Source organism: Pseudomonas sp. MPB23 (assembly GCF_046605395.1).
Lineage (GTDB): Bacteria > Pseudomonadota > Gammaproteobacteria > Pseudomonadales > Pseudomonadaceae > Aquipseudomonas.
Genome location: NZ_CP176771.1, coordinates 805,864 through 823,911 on the forward strand (window position 1 = coordinate 805,864; position 18,048 = coordinate 823,911).

19 protein-coding genes and 2 pseudogenes are annotated in these 18,048 nt (G+C 62.7%); 10 read left to right on the forward strand and 11 right to left on the reverse strand.

What is annotated here, in order from left to right:
* The first annotated feature begins 127 nt into the window (after positions 1-127).
* Positions 128-454 (forward strand): YqjD family protein, encoded by a 327-nt coding sequence (locus ACLH0J_RS03610; protein WP_010565821.1) that lies wholly within the window; start codon positions 128-130, stop codon positions 452-454.
* Between the two features lie 8 nt (positions 455-462).
* Here ACLH0J_RS03610 and ACLH0J_RS03615 read toward each other — a convergent pair whose 3' ends face one another.
* On the reverse strand, positions 463-1,359 hold the full coding sequence (locus ACLH0J_RS03615; RefSeq protein WP_411390893.1) for a LysR family transcriptional regulator: 897 nt from the start codon (positions 1,357-1,359) through the stop codon (positions 463-465).
* Positions 1,360-1,469: 110 nt separating this feature from the next.
* Between ACLH0J_RS03615 and trpB the strand changes: the two genes are divergently transcribed.
* The 5 genes from trpB to ACLH0J_RS03640 all read left to right on the forward strand — a co-directional run bounded on the left by trpB (position 1,470) and on the right by ACLH0J_RS03640 (position 4,503).
* Positions 1,470-2,696, forward strand: coding sequence for a tryptophan synthase subunit beta (gene trpB / locus ACLH0J_RS03620; RefSeq protein WP_411390894.1), 1,227 nt, complete (start codon positions 1,470-1,472; stop codon positions 2,694-2,696).
* Entirely contained in the window at positions 2,697-3,506 is an 810-nt protein-coding gene (trpA, locus tag ACLH0J_RS03625; protein WP_411390895.1) for a tryptophan synthase subunit alpha, read from the forward strand.
* Between the two features lie 137 nt (positions 3,507-3,643).
* Positions 3,644-4,084, forward strand: coding sequence for an anti-virulence regulator CigR family protein (locus ACLH0J_RS03630; protein ID WP_411390896.1), 441 nt, complete (start codon positions 3,644-3,646; stop codon positions 4,082-4,084).
* A 174-nt stretch (positions 4,085-4,258) separates the two neighbouring features.
* A complete protein-coding gene (locus ACLH0J_RS03635; protein WP_411390897.1) occupies positions 4,259-4,423 on the forward strand; it encodes a hypothetical protein in 165 nt (54 codons plus the stop codon).
* A gap of 14 nt (positions 4,424-4,437) precedes the next feature.
* Positions 4,438-4,503 carry a BBE domain-containing protein gene (locus tag ACLH0J_RS03640; protein WP_411392771.1) on the forward strand — a complete coding sequence of 22 codons (66 nt, stop codon included), beginning with the start codon at positions 4,438-4,440 and terminating at the stop codon, positions 4,501-4,503.
* 39 nt (positions 4,504-4,542) lie between these two features.
* On the opposite strand, the gene ACLH0J_RS03645 is transcribed toward ACLH0J_RS03640, so the two are convergent.
* The 7 genes and pseudogenes from ACLH0J_RS03645 to ACLH0J_RS03675 all read right to left on the reverse strand — a co-directional run.
* Positions 4,543-5,847: an MFS transporter gene (locus ACLH0J_RS03645; RefSeq protein WP_411390898.1), complete on the reverse strand. Its 1,305-nt coding sequence runs from the start codon at positions 5,845-5,847 to the stop codon at positions 4,543-4,545.
* A gap of 175 nt (positions 5,848-6,022) precedes the next feature.
* A complete protein-coding gene (gene dgoD / locus ACLH0J_RS03650; protein WP_010565827.1) occupies positions 6,023-7,171 on the reverse strand; it encodes a galactonate dehydratase in 1,149 nt (382 codons plus the stop codon).
* Positions 7,172-7,218: 47 nt separating this feature from the next.
* The gene (locus ACLH0J_RS03655) at positions 7,219-7,839 is read right to left on the reverse strand and encodes a 2-dehydro-3-deoxy-6-phosphogalactonate aldolase (RefSeq protein WP_411390899.1); all 621 of its coding nucleotides are present in this window, start codon (positions 7,837-7,839) and stop codon (positions 7,219-7,221) included.
* Position 7,840: 1 nt separating this feature from the next.
* Positions 7,841-8,806: a 2-dehydro-3-deoxygalactonokinase gene (locus ACLH0J_RS03660; protein WP_411390900.1), complete on the reverse strand. Its 966-nt coding sequence runs from the start codon at positions 8,804-8,806 to the stop codon at positions 7,841-7,843.
* A gap of 229 nt (positions 8,807-9,035) precedes the next feature.
* Positions 9,036-9,362, reverse strand: coding sequence for a DOPA 4,5-dioxygenase family protein (locus ACLH0J_RS03665; RefSeq protein WP_411390901.1), 327 nt, complete (start codon positions 9,360-9,362; stop codon positions 9,036-9,038).
* 31 nt (positions 9,363-9,393) lie between these two features.
* Positions 9,394-10,010: pseudogene (locus ACLH0J_RS03670) on the reverse strand (LysR substrate-binding domain-containing protein).
* A gap of 189 nt (positions 10,011-10,199) precedes the next feature.
* A pseudogene (locus ACLH0J_RS03675) lies at positions 10,200-10,343 on the reverse strand (LysR family transcriptional regulator); the annotation flags it as partial.
* A 103-nt stretch (positions 10,344-10,446) separates the two neighbouring features.
* Here ACLH0J_RS03675 and betC point away from each other — a divergent pair.
* The 3 genes from betC (at position 10,447) to ACLH0J_RS03690 (ending at position 14,558) form a co-directional block, all read left to right on the forward strand.
* Positions 10,447-11,961: a choline-sulfatase gene (betC, locus tag ACLH0J_RS03680; protein ID WP_411390902.1), complete on the forward strand. Its 1,515-nt coding sequence runs from the start codon at positions 10,447-10,449 to the stop codon at positions 11,959-11,961.
* 15 nt (positions 11,962-11,976) lie between these two features.
* Complete coding sequence (choX, locus tag ACLH0J_RS03685) at positions 11,977-12,891, forward strand: choline ABC transporter substrate-binding protein (RefSeq protein WP_411390903.1); 915 nt, start codon at positions 11,977-11,979, stop codon at positions 12,889-12,891.
* A 98-nt stretch (positions 12,892-12,989) separates the two neighbouring features.
* Positions 12,990-14,558, forward strand: a complete 1,569-nt coding sequence (locus tag ACLH0J_RS03690) for a SulP family inorganic anion transporter (RefSeq protein ID WP_411390904.1) — start codon at positions 12,990-12,992, stop codon at positions 14,556-14,558.
* Here ACLH0J_RS03690 and aroE read toward each other — a convergent pair whose 3' ends face one another.
* Positions 14,559-15,380: a shikimate dehydrogenase gene (gene aroE / locus ACLH0J_RS03695; RefSeq protein WP_411390905.1), complete on the reverse strand. Its 822-nt coding sequence runs from the start codon at positions 15,378-15,380 to the stop codon at positions 14,559-14,561. It abuts the gene before it with no gap.
* Positions 15,380-16,312, reverse strand: a complete 933-nt coding sequence (gene hemF, locus ACLH0J_RS03700; protein ID WP_411390906.1) for an oxygen-dependent coproporphyrinogen oxidase — start codon at positions 16,310-16,312, stop codon at positions 15,380-15,382. Before hemF ends, aroE begins: the two co-directional genes overlap by 1 nt.
* Positions 16,313-16,472: 160 nt before the next feature.
* On the opposite strand from hemF, the gene ACLH0J_RS03705 reads away from it, so the two are divergent.
* Positions 16,473-17,450: a quinone oxidoreductase family protein gene (locus ACLH0J_RS03705; RefSeq protein ID WP_411390907.1), complete on the forward strand. Its 978-nt coding sequence runs from the start codon at positions 16,473-16,475 to the stop codon at positions 17,448-17,450.
* Positions 17,451-17,466: 16 nt separating this feature from the next.
* Here the strand turns inward: ACLH0J_RS03705 and ACLH0J_RS03710 are convergent, their stop codons facing one another.
* Positions 17,467-18,024, reverse strand: a complete 558-nt coding sequence (locus tag ACLH0J_RS03710; RefSeq protein WP_010565837.1) for an L-threonylcarbamoyladenylate synthase — start codon at positions 18,022-18,024, stop codon at positions 17,467-17,469.
* Positions 18,025-18,048 lie beyond the last annotated feature (24 nt).

The window sequence follows — 18,048 nt, forward strand, 5'->3', positions numbered from 1 at the left end:
CCTAGCAGTCAAAGTTCATACTGCATGTGGCGACTATTCCTACTCAAAAGTTCAGAATTACTGCACTTTCTGAGACGGCCGCAGTCGGTATCTACACACGCCACTCAATCATTTCAGGAGAGTCCACATGGCCAACACTTCTTTACGTAAAGCGTCGCTGGAAAGCATGGAAGCCGAGATCTCGAGCCTGCTCAAGTCCCTTGAAAGCCTCAAGGACGATGCATCCGATGAGTCGCTCAAAACGCTGAAGGCCCTGAAAAGCAATGCCGAGAATGCCCTCAAGCACTCCCGCCACCTGATCAGCGATGCCTACGAAGAAAGCAAAGTCAAAATCCGCGAAACCGGTGTTGCAACACGGGACTACGCGCAAGAGCACCCATGGACTACAGCCGGCGTCGCCGTTGGCGCACTGGGTTTGCTCGCGGCTTACCTGCTGTGCAAACGCGGTAACTGATTTACCGGCTATTCGGGCTGGTGCAACAGCTCCGCCTTGAGCCACTGCGCCAGTTGCCGGGCGCGCCCGTCTGCGGCGCGCTTGGGCAGCCACAACGCCAGGTGCGCCGGGGTTTCACTGAAACCCCACGGCGCCACCAGACGACCGGCGCGCAAGTCCTCCGCCACCAGCGGTTGCGGCGCGATCGCCACGCCCAGGCCGGCCACCGCCGCCTCCAGCAAATAATACAAATGCTCGAACCCCTGCCCGTGTTTCAACGCACCAGGCTCGATCCCGTGCTGCTGCGCCCAAATCGGCCAGGCTTGCGGACGCGAGGTGGTGTGCAGCAACGGTTCACCGCACAGGGCCGAGGCTGGCGCTTGGCGCAAGCGCTCGTAACCGGCAAAACGCGGGCTCATCACCGGGCCGATACGCTCGCTGGCCAGCTCGTAGACTTGCATATCCGCCGGCCAGGGCGGCTCGGCGAAGACCAGCAAGGCATCCAGCCCCGGACGCCGCGGGTCGAGATCGCCATCGCCTGCCGACAGGTGCAAACGCAGGTCCGGCAGGTCAGCGTTCAGACGGCCCAGGCGCGGGATCAACCAGCGCGCCAGCAAACTGCCGGAGCACCCCAGGACGAACGGGGCATCGGCGCTGCTTTGGGTGAGTTCGGCACACACATCCCTTAAACGCTCGAACGCCTCGGCGCTCGCGTCCCGCAGCCGGATACCGGCATCTGTGAGTTTAAGGCCACGCCCATCCTTGACGAACAAACTGACACCGAGGTGCTCTTCGAGCACCTTTAGCTGTCGGCTGACCGCGCCGTGGGTCACGTGCAACTGCTCAGCCGCCTGGCTGACGCTGTTGAGCCGCGCCGTGGCTTCAAAGGCACGCAAGGCGTTGAGGGGGGGAAGGTCTCGGCTCATCTGTGAGTTTTCCTGACAGGTTGCGGCGATCTTATCGGTTTTCAGCGTACCGCGTCAGGGGTAGAGTGGCCCTCATTGTTTCCTACACACCTTCTTTCCTGGAGCGTCCCATGACTCAGTCCCAGACCGATCTGCGCAACGGCCCTGATGCCAACGGCCTGTTTGGCGCGTTCGGCGGCCGCTACGTCGCCGAAACCCTGATGCCGTTGATCCTCGAGCTGGCGCGTGAATACGAAGCCGCCAAGATTGATCCGGCATTCAACGAAGAATTGGCCTACTTCCAGCGCGACTACGTCGGCCGCCCAAGCCCGCTGTACTTCGCCGAGCGCCTGACCGAGTTCTGCGGCGGCGCCAAGATCTACCTCAAGCGCGAAGAGCTGAACCACACCGGCGCGCACAAGATCAACAACTGCATTGGCCAGATCCTGCTGGCGCGGCGCATGGGCAAAAAACGCATCATCGCCGAGACCGGCGCCGGCATGCACGGCGTGGCCACTGCCACCGTGGCCGCGCGCTTTGGCCTGCAATGCGTGATCTACATGGGCACCACCGACATCGAGCGCCAACAGGCCAACGTGTTCCGCATGAAACTGCTGGGCGCTGAAGTCATCCCCGTGGTCGCCGGCACCGGCACCCTGAAAGACGCGATGAACGAAGCCCTGCGCGACTGGGTGACCAACGTCGACGACACCTTCTACCTGATCGGCACCGTGGCCGGCCCGCACCCTTATCCTGCGATGGTGCGCGACTTCCAGTCCGTGATCGGCAAGGAAACCCGCACCCAACTGCAAGCCCAGGAAGGCCGCCTGCCGGACAGCCTGGTGGCATGCATCGGCGGTGGCTCGAATGCCATGGGCCTGTTCCACCCGTTCCTGGATGACACCAGCGTCGAGATCATCGGCGTCGAAGCGGCCGGCCACGGCATCGAAACCGGCAAGCATGCCGCCAGCCTCAACGGCGGCGTACCGGGCGTGCTGCACGGCAACCGCACCTTCCTGCTGCAGGACGACGACGGCCAGATCATCGACGCCCACTCGATTTCTGCCGGCCTCGACTACCCCGGCATCGGCCCTGAACACGCCTGGTTACACGACATCGGCCGCGTCGAGTACACCTCGGTGACCGACCACGAAGCCCTGGACGCCTTCCACAAATGCTGCCGCCTGGAAGGGATTATTCCTGCACTGGAAAGCGCCCATGCCCTGGCCGAAGTGTTCAAACGCGCACCGACGCTGCCCAAGGATCACCTGATGGTGGTCAACCTGTCCGGCCGTGGCGACAAAGACATGCAGACCGTGATGCACCACATGGAACAGTCCCAGCAGGAGAAACACTAAATGAGCCGCCTGCAAACCCGCTTTGCGCAACTCAAAGAACAGAACCGCGCCGCCCTGGTGACCTTCGTCACCGCCGGCGACCCGGGCTATGACACCTCGCTGGCGATCCTCAAAGGTCTGCCTGCCGCTGGCGCCGATGTGATCGAGCTCGGCATGCCGTTCACCGATCCGATGGCCGATGGCCCGGCCATCCAACTGGCCAACATCCGCGCGCTGGAGGCCAAGCAAAACCTGGCCAAAACCCTGCAGATGGTGCGCGAGTTCCGCAAGGACAACAGCGACACGCCGCTGGTGCTGATGGGTTACTTCAACCCGATCCACAAATACGGCGTGCCGGCGTTTATTGCCGACGCCAAGGCCGCCGGGGTCGACGGCCTGATCGTGGTCGACCTGCCGCCCGAGCACAACGGCGAGCTGTGCGACCCGGCCCAGGCCGCAGGCCTCGACTTTATCCGCCTGACCACGCCGACCACCGACGATGTGCGCCTGCCGACCGTGCTCAACGGCAGCTCCGGTTTTGTGTACTACGTGTCGGTGGCCGGTGTGACCGGTGCCGGTGCCGCGACCCTGGAACACGTCGAAGAGGCCGTGACCCGTCTGCGTCGGCATACCGACCTGCCGATCAGCATCGGTTTCGGTATCCGCACGCCGGAGCAAGCCGCCGCCATCGCGCGCTTGGCCGATGGTGTGGTGGTGGGTTCGGCGCTGATCGATCACATCGCTACTGCGAAAAGTGATCAACAAGCCATTGATGGGGTGTTGGGCTTGTGCGCAGAACTGTCGGAAGGTGTCCGCAGCGCCCGTAAGTAAGTGGCTCGTAAGCTGTAGGTAAAGTTCCTGATACAGAGGAATCATCCTGAACAATCAGTACCTAAACTGACAAGACCAAGGGATTTCGAACCTCGTTCGAGATCCCTTTTTTGTTTGTGTGCCCTGAGGACTACCCGATGAAAATGCCCAAATCCCTGATCGCAGGCCTTGGCGTGCTGATGCTTGGTGCCAGCACCCTGGTGCAAGCCGCGCCGCCTGACCAGCGCGGTGACGACCGTGGCGGCCCGCAGGGCCAGCACGAGCAACGTGGCGACGACCATCGCGGCCCGCAGGACAACCGTCGTGGCGGCCCGCCCAAGGACTTCGGCCCGGTACGCCAGATCATCCACGACAACCACGGCCAATTCTCCCGTGGCGCGCCACCGCCGCCGAATGTGCGCCTGGTCCGTGGCCGGCCGCTGCCCCACGGCTACTACGGCGAACGCCTCGACAGCCGCGCCCTGGCACGCCTGCCGTACTACCAGGGTTACGAATGGCGCCGTTCGGGCCCGGACGTGGTGCTGATCGCAGTGGGCACGGGTATCGTCTATGAGATTCTGGAAGGCGTGTTGAACTGACGCCGCGGTTCCTCGATCTCTTCCGCTAGGCTTAAGGGGCGAACCATTCGTTCCCCCTTAACGCACTTCATGCCTATTGCCGTCTAACCACCTCAGCAAGCCCCCGTATTTCTTGCGCTCCCGGTCGTTAAGTTAGCTGCATCAGAAGTCATTCTTGGCTCCTTGGAGTACATCATGGCATTTGATCTCATCACCGAATCGGACCGCCGCCACGCCACCTTGCAAAAAGGCTTCAACCTGCGCTCAAGTGGCAACCGCAGTGTTATTGGCGCGATGCCGATGCCGACCAGGCGAATGCCAAGAACCCTCAGTGGTACACGGTTTTCTTTCCCAATCTGATCATCGAAAGCCGCCTGCGGCGTACCAAGCAGCGCTGGGACCCGCTGAATATATTCCGTAACGAAATGTCAGTGCCGTAAGCCGCAAAAAAACGGGCGACCCCAAGGTCGCCCGTTCTTTTACAACTCGATCCGTTCGACCTTGCCCACCAACAAGATGTAGGAAAGCGCCCCGAGCAACGCCAGCACGGCGATATAGGTGATCGCCGGCGCGAACGAATCGCCGCTGGCCAGGAAGCCAATCACGATCGGCGTGGCAATCGCCGCCAGGTTGCCGATGAAGTTGAATACGCCACCCGTCAAGCCAAGCAAGCGAGCGGGTGCCAAGGTCGACACCAGCGACCAGGTGATCGACGCCAGGCCGTTGCCGAAGAACGCCACCGCCAGGAACGCAATCACCCACGCCGTCGAATCCACGTAGTTGGCGCCAATGATCGCGGTGGAAATCAACAGCCCGCCAATGATCGGCAACTTGCGCGCAAAGCCTACCGACGCACCACGGCGAATCAGCCAGTCGGAAAAAATCCCGGAGCACAGCACGCCGACAAACGCCGCGAGGAAGGGCAGGGACGCGAGCAGGCCGGATTTGATGAAGTCCATCCCACGATATTTCACCAGATAGGTCGGAAACCACGTCAGGAAGAACCACAGCGTGGAGTTCAGGCAGAACTGGCCCAGGTAGATGCCCCAGAGTTTGCGCTTGCTCAGCACGATGCCCAGGTCGACCCAACTGAACGGCGTCTTGGCGCTTTGTGCCTGCATGTCCACCAGCCCGCCACCGGCACGGATCAGTTCGATTTCAGCCGCATTGGCACCCTTGAAGTCCTTTGGCTCGCGGTACACCGCGTACCAGATCAGCGCCCAGAGAATACCGACGCCACCGGTGGTGACAAACACCATGTGCCAGCCGTAGTGGTGCTGCAACCAGGCCAGCACTGGCGTGAGAAACGCCAGCCCGACGAACTGCCCGGAGGTATAGAAGCCAATCGCGGTAGCGCGCTCACGCTCGGGGAACCACGTGGTGACCACGCGGCTATTGATCGGATAGGCCGGGGCTTCCAGGGCGCCCACCGCCATGCGCAGGACAAACAGCGCGATGAAGCTGGCCGCAAAGCCGAGCATCACGGTGGCGATGGACCACAGCATCAGGGCGGCAGCGTAGAGGATACGCGGCGGTACCCGGTCCACCAGCCAGCCGCCGGGGATTTGCATCGCGGCGTAGGTCCAGCCGAACGCCGAAAAAATCAGCCCGACATGCACGGGGTCGATGCCCAGGTCACTGGTCAGGGCCGGGGCCGCGATCGACAGGTTGCTGCGGTCGAGGTAGTTGATCACCACGGTGATAAACAGCAGCACCATGATGAAGTAGCGCTTTCTGCTAGGCGTGACTAAAGAAGCCTGCCCGGTGGGGGATTCAGGGTGCATGGGGTTGTCTCTTTTTATGTTTATTGAGGACGGACTTACTGAAAAAACCGGCTCAAATGTGGGAGGGGGCTTGCCCCCGATAGGTGAGTGTCAGTCGACATCTTCGGCGGCGGGTTCGCCGCTATCGGGGGCAAGCCCCCTCCCACATTTTTTGCCGCATTCTTTCAGGCAAGCATCACCACTCGGCGAAACTGCCGTCGGCATGGCGCCAGATCGGGTTGCGCCAGCGGTGGCCGATGGCCGCGCGTTCGATCACGTATTCCTCGTTGATCTCGATGCCCAGGCCCGGCCCGTTGGGGATCTTCACGAAGCCCTGGTCATAGTCGAACACGCCCGGATCGCGCACGTAGTCGAGCAAGTCGTTGCTCTCGTTGTAGTGGATGCCCAGGCTTTGCTCCTGGATAAACGCGTTGTAGCAGACCGCGTCCAGCTGCAGGCAGGCGGCCAGGGCGATCGGGCCCAGTGGGCAGTGCAGCGCCAGCGCTACGTCGTAGGCTTCGGCCATGTTGGCGATCTTGCGGGTTTCGGTGATGCCGCCGGCGTGGGAAGCGTCCGGCTGGATGATGTCAACGTAGCCTTCGCTGAGCACGCGCTTGAAGTCCCAGCGCGAGAACAGGCGCTCGCCCAGGGCAATCGGGGTGCTGGTCAGCGGTGCGAGTTCCTTCAGCGCTTCGTAGTTTTCGCTGAGCACCGGCTCTTCGATAAACATCAGCTTGTACGGGTCCAGCTCTTTCATCAGCACCTTGGCCATGGGCTTGTGCACGCGGCCATGGAAGTCGACGCCGATGCCGACGTTGGGGCCGACCGCATCGCGCACGGCGGCGACGTTGGCCAGGGCCAGGTCGACTTTTTCAAAGCTGTCGACGAACTGCAATTCTTCGGTGCCGTTCATTTTCACCGCAGTGAAGCCACGGGCCACGGCCTCTTTGGCGGCGCGGGCGGTGTCGGCGGGGCGGTCGCCGCCGATCCACGAATACACGCGGATCTTGTCACGCACCTGGCCGCCCAGCAGGTCGCTGACCGACACACCCAGGGCCTTGCCCTTGATGTCCCACAGCGCCTGGTCGATGCCCGCCAGGGCGCTCATGTGCACGGCGCCGCCGCGATAGAAGCCGCCGCGGTAGAGCACGGTCCAGATGTCTTCGATATTGCGCGGGTCTTTGCCGATCAGGTAGTCGGACAGTTCTTCGACAGCAGCCGCCACGGTGTGGGCGCGGCCTTCGACCACGGGTTCGCCCCAGCCGGTGACACCCTGGTCGGTCTCGATCTTGAGGAAGCACCAGCGTGGCGGAACGATAAAGGTCGTGAGTTTGGTGATTTTCATCTGTTATCTCTCTTATAGATGCGGCGCCAACGGCGCGAGGCTTGATATCAGCTCAGGGCTTTCCAGGCGGCGACATAGGCCAGGGCACGGCTCGCCACCTGATCCACGGTCATACCCGGTTTGAACAACCCGGAACCCAACCCGAACCCTTTGGCGCCAGCGTCGATAAACACCTGCATGTTGTCCGGGGTAATGCCGCCCACCGGCAGCAACAACGTGCCTGCCGGCACTACCGCCAGCCACGCTTTGATCACCGCCGGGCCCATTTGCTCGGCGGGGAACAGCTTCAATACGTCGGCGCCTTCATCCAGTGCGGCGAAGGCTTCGGTCGGCGTCGCCACACCCGGCGACAAGTACAGGCCGGCGGCTTTCGCGGCGCGCAAGACCTTGGCATCACTGTGGGGCATAACGACCACCTGGCCGCCGGCGGCTTTGACCTGCTCGACCTGCGCCGGCGTCAGCACCGTGCCCGCACCGATCAGGCAATCGGCGGGCAGGCTGTCGCGCAGGGTGCGGATGCTGGTGTAGGGGTCCGGCGAATTGAGCGGGACTTCGATCACGCGAAAACCGGCCTGGTACAGCACCTGGCCGATCGCCTGGGCTTCGTCCGGTCGTACGCCACGCAGAATCGCGATCAAACCGTTTTGTGCGAGTGCTTGCTTGAGCATGTCAGGCCTCCGTTGCAGGTGGTAGGAGCCCGGCAGCCAGGGCCAACTGCCAGAGACCGCGTTCGGTAGCCTCTTGCGCCAGGCTGACGTGGGCGAAGCCGCAGAGGCTGAGGGCGCGTTGGTAACGGGCACAGAGCGGCGCGGCGCCGACCAGGATAATCGGCTTGTGTTTGGCGGCGCCGGGCAAGCCGGCGAGTTCATGACCGATCAGCAGGCCAGAGAGGTAGTCGGGCTGCTGGTCGGGAGCGAGTTCGCCGGTCAGCCCCAGGGTGCGCGCGCTGAACAGCGTCGACAGCACGCCGCGCTGGCCATCCGCAGACAGCGCCACGTGCACGCCACGGTCAAAGGCGTCGGCCTGGAACTGCTCGGCGCTCTGTTGCGTGCGACCGAGGAGGCTGTGCTTGCTCAGCACCGCGAACAGCTCGCCGGTCATGAAGGTGTCGAAATGGGTGATGCAGCCGTCGACCACCTCGACCCATTTGGAATGGCTGCCGGGCAGACCGATCAATAATTCGCCGCTGGCCGACAGGTTTTGCAGCACGCCCAGCACCTGGGTTTCTTCGCCGCGCATCACATTGGGCAAGCCGACCTGCTCGATCACACCGGGCACGATGTGCACGTCGACACCCCGCAGGCTGCGCACCGTGTGCAGCGCTTGGCCGAGGCTGGCGACGTCGACCGGGGTATTGCGGTAGGTCGCTTCGCTCCAGCCCTGGGCGCTGCCGACCATGCCACAGGCGATCACCGGCAAGCCCGGTTGCGCGTCGAGCCAATCGCCGCACGCCGCGTCGAACGCCAACTCGAAGCCGTCGCTGCAGCGAACGCCGGCGATGTCCCGGGGTTCGCCGGGCAAATGCATGATGCCCGTGGCCAGCGAGCGCTGTTCCAGCACCCGGCCTGCGGGGCCGAGCTTGTAAGTACGAAGGGAGCTGGTTCCCCAATCGAGCGCGATCAATTGCGCCTGCATCGCTTCACCTGAAGTGTTCTGAGCGGAGGCGGCGAATATAAACCCAAGGTCCCGCAAATCTCAATATATAAATAACAGTCCCATATATAGGGAAAATACAAACGCACCCTCCGTAGGAGCGAGCTTGCCCGCGAAATCCGCCCTGACGACGCGTTCCTTCAGAAGGCCCGCGTTTTCGTTGGCGATCTTCGCGAGCAAGCTCGCTCCGACAGGGGAGGGGAACAGTGGGTTAAAAAACCGACAGATCCAGCTCGCGCATCGCGCCCATCCAGATCGCGTACTCCGTGTGATCCTTCAGGTCATCACCGGTGTCGGGGTGCAGAAACACCACCAACCCATTGCGATGCAGCGCCAGCCACGGCAGTACCGCACCGATGTATTCGGGATCGAACGCTAGCTGGCAACTCCAGTCCGGGTGCGGGCCCACGGGCCGCTCATGCACGCGGCCCATGCGCAGCGGGAACAGCTTGGCCGCGTCTTCGCACAAGGTGCGCGCCTGCTCGAGGGTGTGGGCATCGAAGTAGATGTGGGCGTGATAGCCCTTGATATGTTGCATGACGAGATCCGGAACCGCTGTGCGACAAATCCTAGACCGCAATCGAGGGCAGGGCCAGCCCGGTCAGGGTTTGCGCGCTGCTGGCCTGTTCCGCCACCAGCCAGTCGACGAACCGTTCGACCAACTGCCCCCGGCGTTTGCGCTGGGGCTGCACCACGTAGTAGCCGAAGCGTGAGACCACCGTGTTGCTGATCGGCCGGCACAGCCAATTCTGTTCCAGCAGGTTATCCACCAGATGTCGCCAGCCGATCGCCACGCCCTGGCCGGCAATCGCGGCCTGGATCAGCAGGGTGTAGTTATCGAAGCGCAGTTGGCCGGGGGTGGGTGCGGCGCTGATGCCCAACTCACGAAACACGCCCGCCCAGTCGAACCAGTGGCTGTTGTTTTCCTGGCGCAGATGCAGCAGGGGCACGTCGTGCAAATTGGCCAGGGTCAGGGGCGCGGCCCGGTCCTTGAGCCACTGCGGGCTGCACACCGGAAACCTTCCTCGTTGAACAGCCACAGGCTGTCGCCCTGTTTGAAACGGCCGTCGCCAAACAACACCGCCACGTCGATATCGCTACGCAGGGTCGCGTGGTTACGCTCGCTGGTCACCAGGCTCACGTCCACCTGGGGGTTGGCGGCGTGGAAGCGATGCAGGCGCGGCATCAGCCAATAGGCGGCAAAGGCGAAGTCGGTGGCCACTTGCAGCACTTCGTGCTGGTCCTGCTGGGTGATCGCGCTCAGGCCCTGGTTGATGGTCTGCAAACCGCCTTGCACGTGCTCGAACAGCACGTCGCCGGCGTCGGTCAGTTCGATGCCGCGGTAGATGCGGTCGAACAGGCGGATCGCCAATTGCTCTTCGAGGCGCTTGATCTGCTGGCTGATGGCGGGCTGGGTGGTACCCAGCTCCCCGGCGGCAGCGGTAAAACTGCGGTGGCGGGCGGCGGCTTCAAAGGCGCGCAGCAGGTCGAGGGACAGGTCACCGAGGGCTTTATACATAAGCTGTGCTTATCCTAGACATTGCTTCTCATGGGCTTTACCCCATTTTCCATGGGCCGCATGCTCATTCGCATAAACACCGCCTATGGAATGCCGAAGACCCATGAAGCGCAAGAACATTCTTTTCATCATGGCCGATCAAATGGCCGCGCCGATGCTTCCGTTCTACGGACCTTCCCCGATCAAGCTACCGAACCTGAGCCGGCTCGCCGCCCAGGGCGTGGTGTTCGACGCCGCCTACTGCAACAGCCCACTGTGTGCGCCCTCGCGCTTCACCCTGGTCAGCGGCCAGTTACCGAGCAAGATCGGCGCCTACGACAACGCGGCGGATTTCCCCGCCGATGTACCGACCTATGCCCACTACCTGCGTCGCCTCGGCTATCGCACCGCGCTGTCGGGCAAGATGCACTTCTGCGGGCCCGACCAGTTGCACGGTTACGAAGAGCGCCTGACCAGTGACATCTACCCCGCTGACTATGGCTGGGCAGTGAACTGGGACGAACCGGATGTGCGCCCCACCTGGTACCACAACATGTCCTCGGTGCTGCAAGCCGGGCCGTGTGTGCGCACCAACCAGCTGGATTTCGACGAAGAGGTGGTGTTCAAGGCCCAGCAGTACCTGTTCGACCATATTCGCGAAGACGGCGACCAACCGTTCTGCCTCACCGTGTCAATGACCCATCCCCACGACCCATACACCATTCCCAAGCCGTTCTGGGATCTGTACGACGACAGCGATATCCCCTTGCCTACGACGCCGAAGCAGGAGGATCTCGACCCGCACTCCCAGCGTCTGCTCAAGGTCTATGACCTGTGGGACAAGCCGCTGCCGGTGGATAAGATCCGCGATGCGCGCCGCGCCTACTTCGGCGCCTGCAGTTATATCGACAGCAACGTCGGCAAACTCCTGCAAACCCTGCAAGACACCGGCCTGGCCGACGACACCTTGATCATCTTCTCCGGCGACCACGGCGACATGCTCGGCGAGCGTGGCCTCTGGTACAAAATGCACTGGTTCGAAATGGCCGCCCGTGTGCCGCTGCTGGTCTGCGCGCCGGGGCAATTTGCGCCGGGCCGCGTGACCCAGGCGGTCTCCACCGCCGACCTGCTGCCGACCCTGGTGGAACTGGCCGGCGGCGAGCTGGACCCACGCCTGCCCCTGGACGGCCGCTCACTGGTCCCGCACTTGCTAGGGCAGGGCGGCCACGACGAAGTGTTCGGCGAGTACATGGCCGAAGGCACCCTCAGCCCGCTGATGATGATTCGCCGAGGCGCCTACAAATTCATCTACAGCGAAGACGACCCATGCCTGCTGTTCGATGTGCGCAACGACCCATGGGAACAGGAAGAACTCAGCCAGTCGCCGCCGCATCGGGCGCTGTTCGACGCCTTCCTGGTTGAAGCGCGGACCAAATGGGACATCCCGGCGATCCACCAGCAGGTGCTCGCCAGCCAACGCCGTCGCCGCCTGGTGTTCGAGGCGCTGACCCAGGGCAAGCTGAAGAGCTGGGATCACCAGCCACTGGTGGACGCCAGTCAGCAATACATGCGCAACCATATCGACCTCGACGATCTGGAGCGCAAGGCACGTTATCCACAACCCTGCCAAGACCAATAAATCAGAGGGAAGGCCATGCAAAAGTTGACTGTGGTGCTGGGAATGCTGGCGCTGAGCAGCGCCCAGGTGTACGCGGACGCCAGTTGTGGGACGGTGAAGATGGCCGATCCGGGCTGGAGCGACATTGCCGCCACCAATGCCATCACCGGTTTTCTGTTGAATGGCATGGGCTACAAGGTCAAGGTCGACACCCTGGCAGTGCCGATCACGTTTGGCGGGCTCAAGGACGGTCAGGTGGACGTGTTCCTGGGTAACTGGATGCCGGCGCAGCAGGGCTTCTACGACAAGTTCGTGGCCAATGGCGAGGTGGTGCAATTGACGAAGAACCTCGACGGCACCGAATTCACCCTTGCCGTTCCGGATTACGTGTGGGAGGCCGGCGTACGTGACTTTAAGGACCTGAATACATTCGCCGACAAGTTCGACAAGAAGATCTACGGCATCGGCTCCGGCGCGCCGGGCAATATTTCGTTGCAGGAGATCATCAAGAAGAACGACTTCGACCTCGGCCAGTGGAAGCTGATCGAGTCCAGCGAACAGGCGATGCTCGCCGAAGTGTCGCGGGCGGTGAAAAGGCAACGTTTCGTCACCTTCCTCGGCTGGACCCCGCACCCGATGAACGTGCAACTGAAAATGCATTACCTCAAGGGCGGCGAGAAGTACTTCGGCGACACCGGCAGCGTGTATACGTTGACGCGCAAGGGTTATGCACAAGCCTGCCCGAACGTCGGAAAATTGCTGACCAACCTGAGTTTCACCCAGGCGATGGAGAACAGCATCATGGCCGAGGCGGCCAATAAAAAAGTCAGCAACGCCGAGGCGGCAAAGGCGTGGATCAAGGCGAACCCGGCGGTATTGGATAAGTGGCTCGACGGCGTGAAAACCGTGGACGGGCAGGATGCGTTGGCGGCCGTAAAAGCCCAGCTCTAACGCCGGGCACTGTACCAATGTGGGAGGGGGCTTGCTCCCTCCCACAAAAGCCGGTGCGTACTGATACCCTGAGCCAAACCTTTCTACCCGAGTTTGCGATGCAAAGGCCCAATCGCCACACCCTCTTCCCCTTCCTCGCCTGGCTGCCGCGCCAGACCCGCGCCAGTGTCGGGCGGGACGCGATGGTCGGCCTCAGCGGCGCGGTGCTGGCCTTGCCGCAGTCGATTGCCTACGCCCTCATCGCCGGTCTCCCACCGGAATACGGCTTATACGCTGCGATTATCCCGGTACTGATCGCCTGCCTCTGGGGTTCGTCCTGGCACCTGATCTGCGGGCCCACGGCGGCGATTTCCATCGTGCTCTACGCCAGCGTCAGTCCGTTGGCCGTGCCAGGATCCCAGGACTACATCACCTTGATCCTGTTGCTCACCTTCCTCGCCGGGGTGTTCCAGTGGCTGCTGGGCATGCTGCGCTTCGGCGCGCTGGTGAATTTCGTGTCCCATTCGGTGGTGCTGGGTTTCACCCTCGGCGCGGCCGTGGTGATTGCGCTGGGGCAGTTGCCCAACCTGGCGGGGCTGGATTTACCGAGCCAGGCCACGGCGATCAACAGCCTGCTGGCGTTGATCGAGCATGGCGGCGAGTGGGACCACGCATCCCTGGCCCTGGGCTTGGGCACCTTGCTGGTGGGCGCGTTGCTCAAATACCTGGCGCCGCGTTGGCCGGCGCTGCTGATCACCCTGGCTGTGGGCAGCCTGGTCGTATGGCTGTGGCCGGCGATGTTTGGCCATGTAGCGCGGGTCAGTGCGTTTATCGGCAAGCTGCCGCCGTTCAGCCCGTTGCCGATGGACTTGGACATGATCCTGCGCCTGCTGCCGAGCGCCGTGGCGGTGGGCATGCTGGGGCTGGTGACCAGCCTGTCGATCGCCCGCTCGCTGTCGATGCGCTCGCAACAATTGCTCGACGCCAACCAGGAAGTTCGGGCCCAGGGTTTATCCAATATCGTCGGCGGATTTTTCTCCGGGTACCTGTCGGCCGGTTCCTTCACCCGCTCCGGTCTCAGCTACGAAGCCGGGGCCTGTTCGCCGTTGGCCGGGGTGTTTTCTGCGTTATGGGTGGCGCTGTTCGCACTGTTTGGCGCGGTGTTGATCGCGCATATTCCGATCCCGAGCATGGCGGCGAGCATCCTCCTGATTTGCTGGGGTCTGGTGGATCATCGCGGCATTCGCGCCTTGTTCCGGGTCAGCCGCGCCGAGTTCGTGGTGATGAGCCTGACCTGCGTCGCCACCTTGTTGCTGGAGTTGCAGACCGCGATTTATGCGGGTGTGCTGGTGTCGTTGTTTTTCTACCTCAAGCGCACGTCGCAGCCACGGGTTCAGCAATGGCGGGAGGGGGAAGAGGATGTGTTGCGCGTCGGTGGGTCGATTTTTTTCGGCGCCAGCTATTACCTGCAAGTACGCCTGCACAGCTTGCAGGGCGAGCGGGTAGTGATCGAGGCCCAGCAGATCAACTTTATCGACTATTCCGGGGTGGAAATGCTGCACCAGGAGGCCCGTCGTTTGAAGGGCTTGGGACGTAGCCTGACCTTGCGCCGGGCCAGGCCGCAGGTGGTTGAGGAATTGAAGAAGCTGGAAGGGGCAGAGCACTGCCCGATCCATTTCGAAGACTGACTACTGCGCCAGCTGTCGACGCAGTTCCGCCAACACTGGCGCCGAATCCGGGCGCACGCCGCGCCACAGGAAAAACGCTTCGGCCGCCTGCTCGACCAGCATGCCCAGGCCATCCATTGCCACGGCTGCGCCGTGCTCAGTGGCCCAGCGGCAGAAGGCGGTCGGTTCCTTGGCGTACATCATGTCGTAGCAAAACGTCTTGCCCGGTTCGATCAGGCTGCCGGCAATCGGCGGTACATCGTCTGACAGGCTGGCGGACGTGGCATTGATGATCACGTCCACCGGCTCACACAGCCAGTCGAAACCGCTGGCGGACACCGGGCCCAGATCGTCGAACAACTCGGCAAGCATCTCGGCCTTTTCCACCGTGCGGTTGGCGATGATCAGCGACGCCGGCCGCTCGGCCAGCAACGGCTCCAACGCTCCGCGCACCGCGCCACCGGCGCCGAGCAACAGGATGCGTTGACCTTGCAGGTCCAGCCCGGCGTTTACCGTGAGGTCACGCACCAGGCCGGCGCCGTCGGTGTTATCGCCCAGCAGGCTGCCATCGGCCAGTTTGCTCAGGGTATTTACCGCCCCGGCGCGCTCGGCGCGGGCGGTGAGGCTATCGGCCAGGCGGTAGGCGTCTTCCTTGAACGGCACCGTGACGTTGGCGCCACGGCCTTGCTGAAAGAACTCACGGGCAAACCCGATGAAATCCTCCAGTGGCGCGAGCTGAGCGCTGTAGTCCAGTTGCTCGCCAGTCTGCTCGGCGAACATCTGGTGAATCAACGGCGACTTGCTGTGACCGACCGGGTTGCCGAATACGACATAACGGTCCATCAGACAGCCGCCTTGGGTGCGGCCACGCCCAGCCAGTCGCGGTCTTGCAGGAAGTAATCGGTGAGGCGCGCTTCTTCGCTGCCGGCCTCGGCTTTCCAGTCGTAGCTCCAGCGCACCTGCGGTGGCAGCGACATCAGGATCGACTCGGTTCGCCCGCCCGACTGCAGGCCAAACAGGGTGCCCCGGTCGTAGACCAGGTTGAATTCAACGTAGCGGCCCCGGCGGAATTCCTGGAATTCGCGCTGCTGCTCCGTGTAGGCGGTGGCCTTGCGGCGCTGCACGATCGGCAGGTAGGCGTCGATGTAGGCATCGCCGATGGCGCGGATAAACGCGAAGCAGGTGTCGAAGTCCCACTCGTTCAAGTCATCGAAAAACAGGCCACCGATGCCACGTGGTTCGTTGCGATGCTTGATGTGGAAATAGGTATCGCACCAGGCCTTGTAGCGTGCGTAAACGTCCGGGCCAAAGGGCGCACAGGCCTGCTCGGCGACGCGATGCCAGTGGATGCAGTCTTCTTCGTTGCCGTAATAGGGCGTGAGGTCAAAACCGCCACCGAACCACCACACCGGCTCTTCACCGTCTTTTTCGGCGATGAAAAACCGTACGTTTGCGTGGGAAGTCGGCACATGGGGGTTGTGTGGGTGAATCACCAGTGACACGCCCAGGGCTTCGAAGCCACGACCGGCCAGCTCGGGCCGATGCGCGCTGGCGGACGGTGGCAGGCCGTTGCCGAATACGTGGGAAAAGTTGACGCCGCCTTTTTCGATCACCGAACCGTTTTCGATCACACGGGTGCGACCGCCACCACCGGCTGGCCGGGTCCAGGCGTCTTCGATAAAGCGTGTGTCCGCCTCGAAGGCTTCCAGGGCGCTGCAAATGCGGTCTTGCAGGTCAAGCAGATAGGCCTTTACAGCCTCGGTGCGGGTAGTCATGGCATCACCTTGAATCGGGCAAAGCTACGCGAGGCCATTGGGCGTCGGCGGCAAATGGGCGCACAGGATACCACCGCACTCAGGTGCGCCACAGTTGACGAAGATCAAGCTTAGGAGTCCGATAGGGCGCTACGCAAATTCGAACTCAGGAGCAGTGAAGATGGCCAAACGTATCCAATTCAGCGCCCATGGTGGCCCCGAGGTGCTTGAGTACGTGGACTACACGCCGGCAGAACCTGGCCCGCAGCAGGTTCGAGTGCATAACCAGGCCATTGGCCTGAACTTCATCGAGACCTATTTCCGCAGCGGTTTGTATGCGCCGCCAGCCCTGCCATCGAGCCTGGGCACCGAAGGTGCCGGCGTGGTCGACGCGGTGGGCAGCGAAGTCACCCAATTCAAGGTCGGCGATCGCGTGGCCTACGGCACTGGCCCGCTCGGCTCCTACAGCGAGCTGCACGTGCTGCCCGCCGCGAACCTGGTGCACCTGCCGGATGAAATCAGCTTCGAACAGGCCGCCGGTGCCATGCTCAAGGGCCTGACCGTGCAGTACCTGCTGCGCCAGACTTACGAGTTGAAGGGTGGCGAGACCATCCTGTTCCACGCCGCTGCCGGTGGCGTGGGCTCCCTGGCGTGCCAATGGGCCAAGGCACTGGGGGTTAAATTGATCGGTACCGTGAGCTCGCCGGAAAAAGCCGCTCGGGCCAAATCCCTCGGCGCCTGGGAAACCATCGATTACAGCAAGGAAAACGTCGCACAACGCGTGCTGGAATTGACCGACGGCAAGAAAGTCCCAGTGGTGTACGACGGTGTCGGCAAGGACACGTGGCTGACATCACTGGACAGCGCGGCGCCACGCGGGCTGGTGGTGAGTTTCGGTAACGCGTCGGGCGCGGTAGACGGCGTGAACTTGGGGATCCTGGCGGCCAAGGGCTCGCTGTACGTGACGCGCCCCACTCTGGCGACCTACACCAGCGACCCCAAGAATCTTCAGGCGATGGCCGATGATCTGTTCTCGATGATCAAGAGCGGCAAGGTGCGCATTGATATCAACCAGCGCTACTCGCTGGCGGACGCTGCCAAGGCACAGGCGGAGTTGTCGGCGCGGCGCACCACCGGGTCGACCATCCTCTTGCCTTAAGCCCTACGGCCTTCCATCAGGAAGGCCGCACCACCTTGCCCGTCGCCAGATCGCGAATCAGGCTGGGGTTCTTGCGCCCGCCCAAGGCGCCCCCCAAGACCAGGTCCACCTGGCCACGGAAATATTGCTCCACGCGAATCCGCGTACGCGCCGCCGGGCGGCCCTGCGGGTTGGCGGAGGTGGAAATCAGCGGCCCGACCAACGAGCACAAATCCCGCACCAGCGGATGATCGGTGACTCGCAACGCGACGGTGTCGTGCACACCGGTCACCCATTCCGGCAGCAGATCCTGATGGGGCACCAGCCAGGTGTTCGGCCCTGGCCAGGTGCTGGCCATGCGGTCGATCCAGTCTTGGGGGAAATCCTCGAAGAGAAAATCGAACTGGCGGATGTTGTCCGCCACCAGGATCAGGCCCTTGTCCACCGAACGGTTCTTGATGGCGAGCAAACGGTCCACCGCTGCTTCATTCCACGGGTCGCAGCCCAAGCCCCACACCGCTTCGGTTGGATAGGCAATCACCGCGCCTGCGCGAATTTCCCGTGCGGCTTCCAGCACACGCCACCTGTTGACCATTGCTCACTCTCCAGACTAAAGCTC

Bases quoted from the DNA above. Each gene is read 5' to 3' on its own strand.
- choX (WP_411390903.1), top strand. From the start codon at position 11,977: ATGCAAAAGTTGACTGTGGTGCTGGGAATGCTGGCGCTGAGCAGCGCC.
- ACLH0J_RS03665 (WP_411390901.1), bottom strand. From the start codon at position 9,362: ATGCAACATATCAAGGGCTATCACGCCCACATCTACTTCGATGCCCAC.
- ACLH0J_RS03710 (WP_010565837.1), bottom strand. From the start codon at position 18,024: ATGGTCAACAGGTGGCGTGTGCTGGAAGCCGCACGGGAAATTCGCGCA.
- ACLH0J_RS03690 (WP_411390904.1), top strand. From the start codon at position 12,990: ATGCAAAGGCCCAATCGCCACACCCTCTTCCCCTTCCTCGCCTGGCTG.
- hemF (WP_411390906.1), bottom strand. From the start codon at position 16,312: ATGACTACCCGCACCGAGGCTGTAAAGGCCTATCTGCTTGACCTGCAA.
- ACLH0J_RS03660 (WP_411390900.1), bottom strand. From the start codon at position 8,806: ATGCAGGCGCAATTGATCGCGCTCGATTGGGGAACCAGCTCCCTTCGT.
- ACLH0J_RS03705 (WP_411390907.1), top strand. From the start codon at position 16,473: ATGGCCAAACGTATCCAATTCAGCGCCCATGGTGGCCCCGAGGTGCTT.
- dgoD (WP_010565827.1), bottom strand. From the start codon at position 7,171: ATGAAAATCACCAAACTCACGACCTTTATCGTTCCGCCACGCTGGTGC.
- ACLH0J_RS03615 (WP_411390893.1), bottom strand. From the start codon at position 1,359: ATGAGCCGAGACCTTCCCCCCCTCAACGCCTTGCGTGCCTTTGAAGCC.
- ACLH0J_RS03630 (WP_411390896.1), top strand. From the start codon at position 3,644: ATGAAAATGCCCAAATCCCTGATCGCAGGCCTTGGCGTGCTGATGCTT.
- ACLH0J_RS03635 (WP_411390897.1), top strand. From the start codon at position 4,259: ATGGCATTTGATCTCATCACCGAATCGGACCGCCGCCACGCCACCTTG.
- betC (WP_411390902.1), top strand. From the start codon at position 10,447: ATGAAGCGCAAGAACATTCTTTTCATCATGGCCGATCAAATGGCCGCG.
- ACLH0J_RS03645 (WP_411390898.1), bottom strand. From the start codon at position 5,847: ATGCACCCTGAATCCCCCACCGGGCAGGCTTCTTTAGTCACGCCTAGC.
- ACLH0J_RS03610 (WP_010565821.1), top strand. From the start codon at position 128: ATGGCCAACACTTCTTTACGTAAAGCGTCGCTGGAAAGCATGGAAGCC.
- trpB (WP_411390894.1), top strand. From the start codon at position 1,470: ATGACTCAGTCCCAGACCGATCTGCGCAACGGCCCTGATGCCAACGGC.
- trpA (WP_411390895.1), top strand. From the start codon at position 2,697: ATGAGCCGCCTGCAAACCCGCTTTGCGCAACTCAAAGAACAGAACCGC.
- aroE (WP_411390905.1), bottom strand. From the start codon at position 15,380: ATGGACCGTTATGTCGTATTCGGCAACCCGGTCGGTCACAGCAAGTCG.
- ACLH0J_RS03655 (WP_411390899.1), bottom strand. From the start codon at position 7,839: ATGCTCAAGCAAGCACTCGCACAAAACGGTTTGATCGCGATTCTGCGT.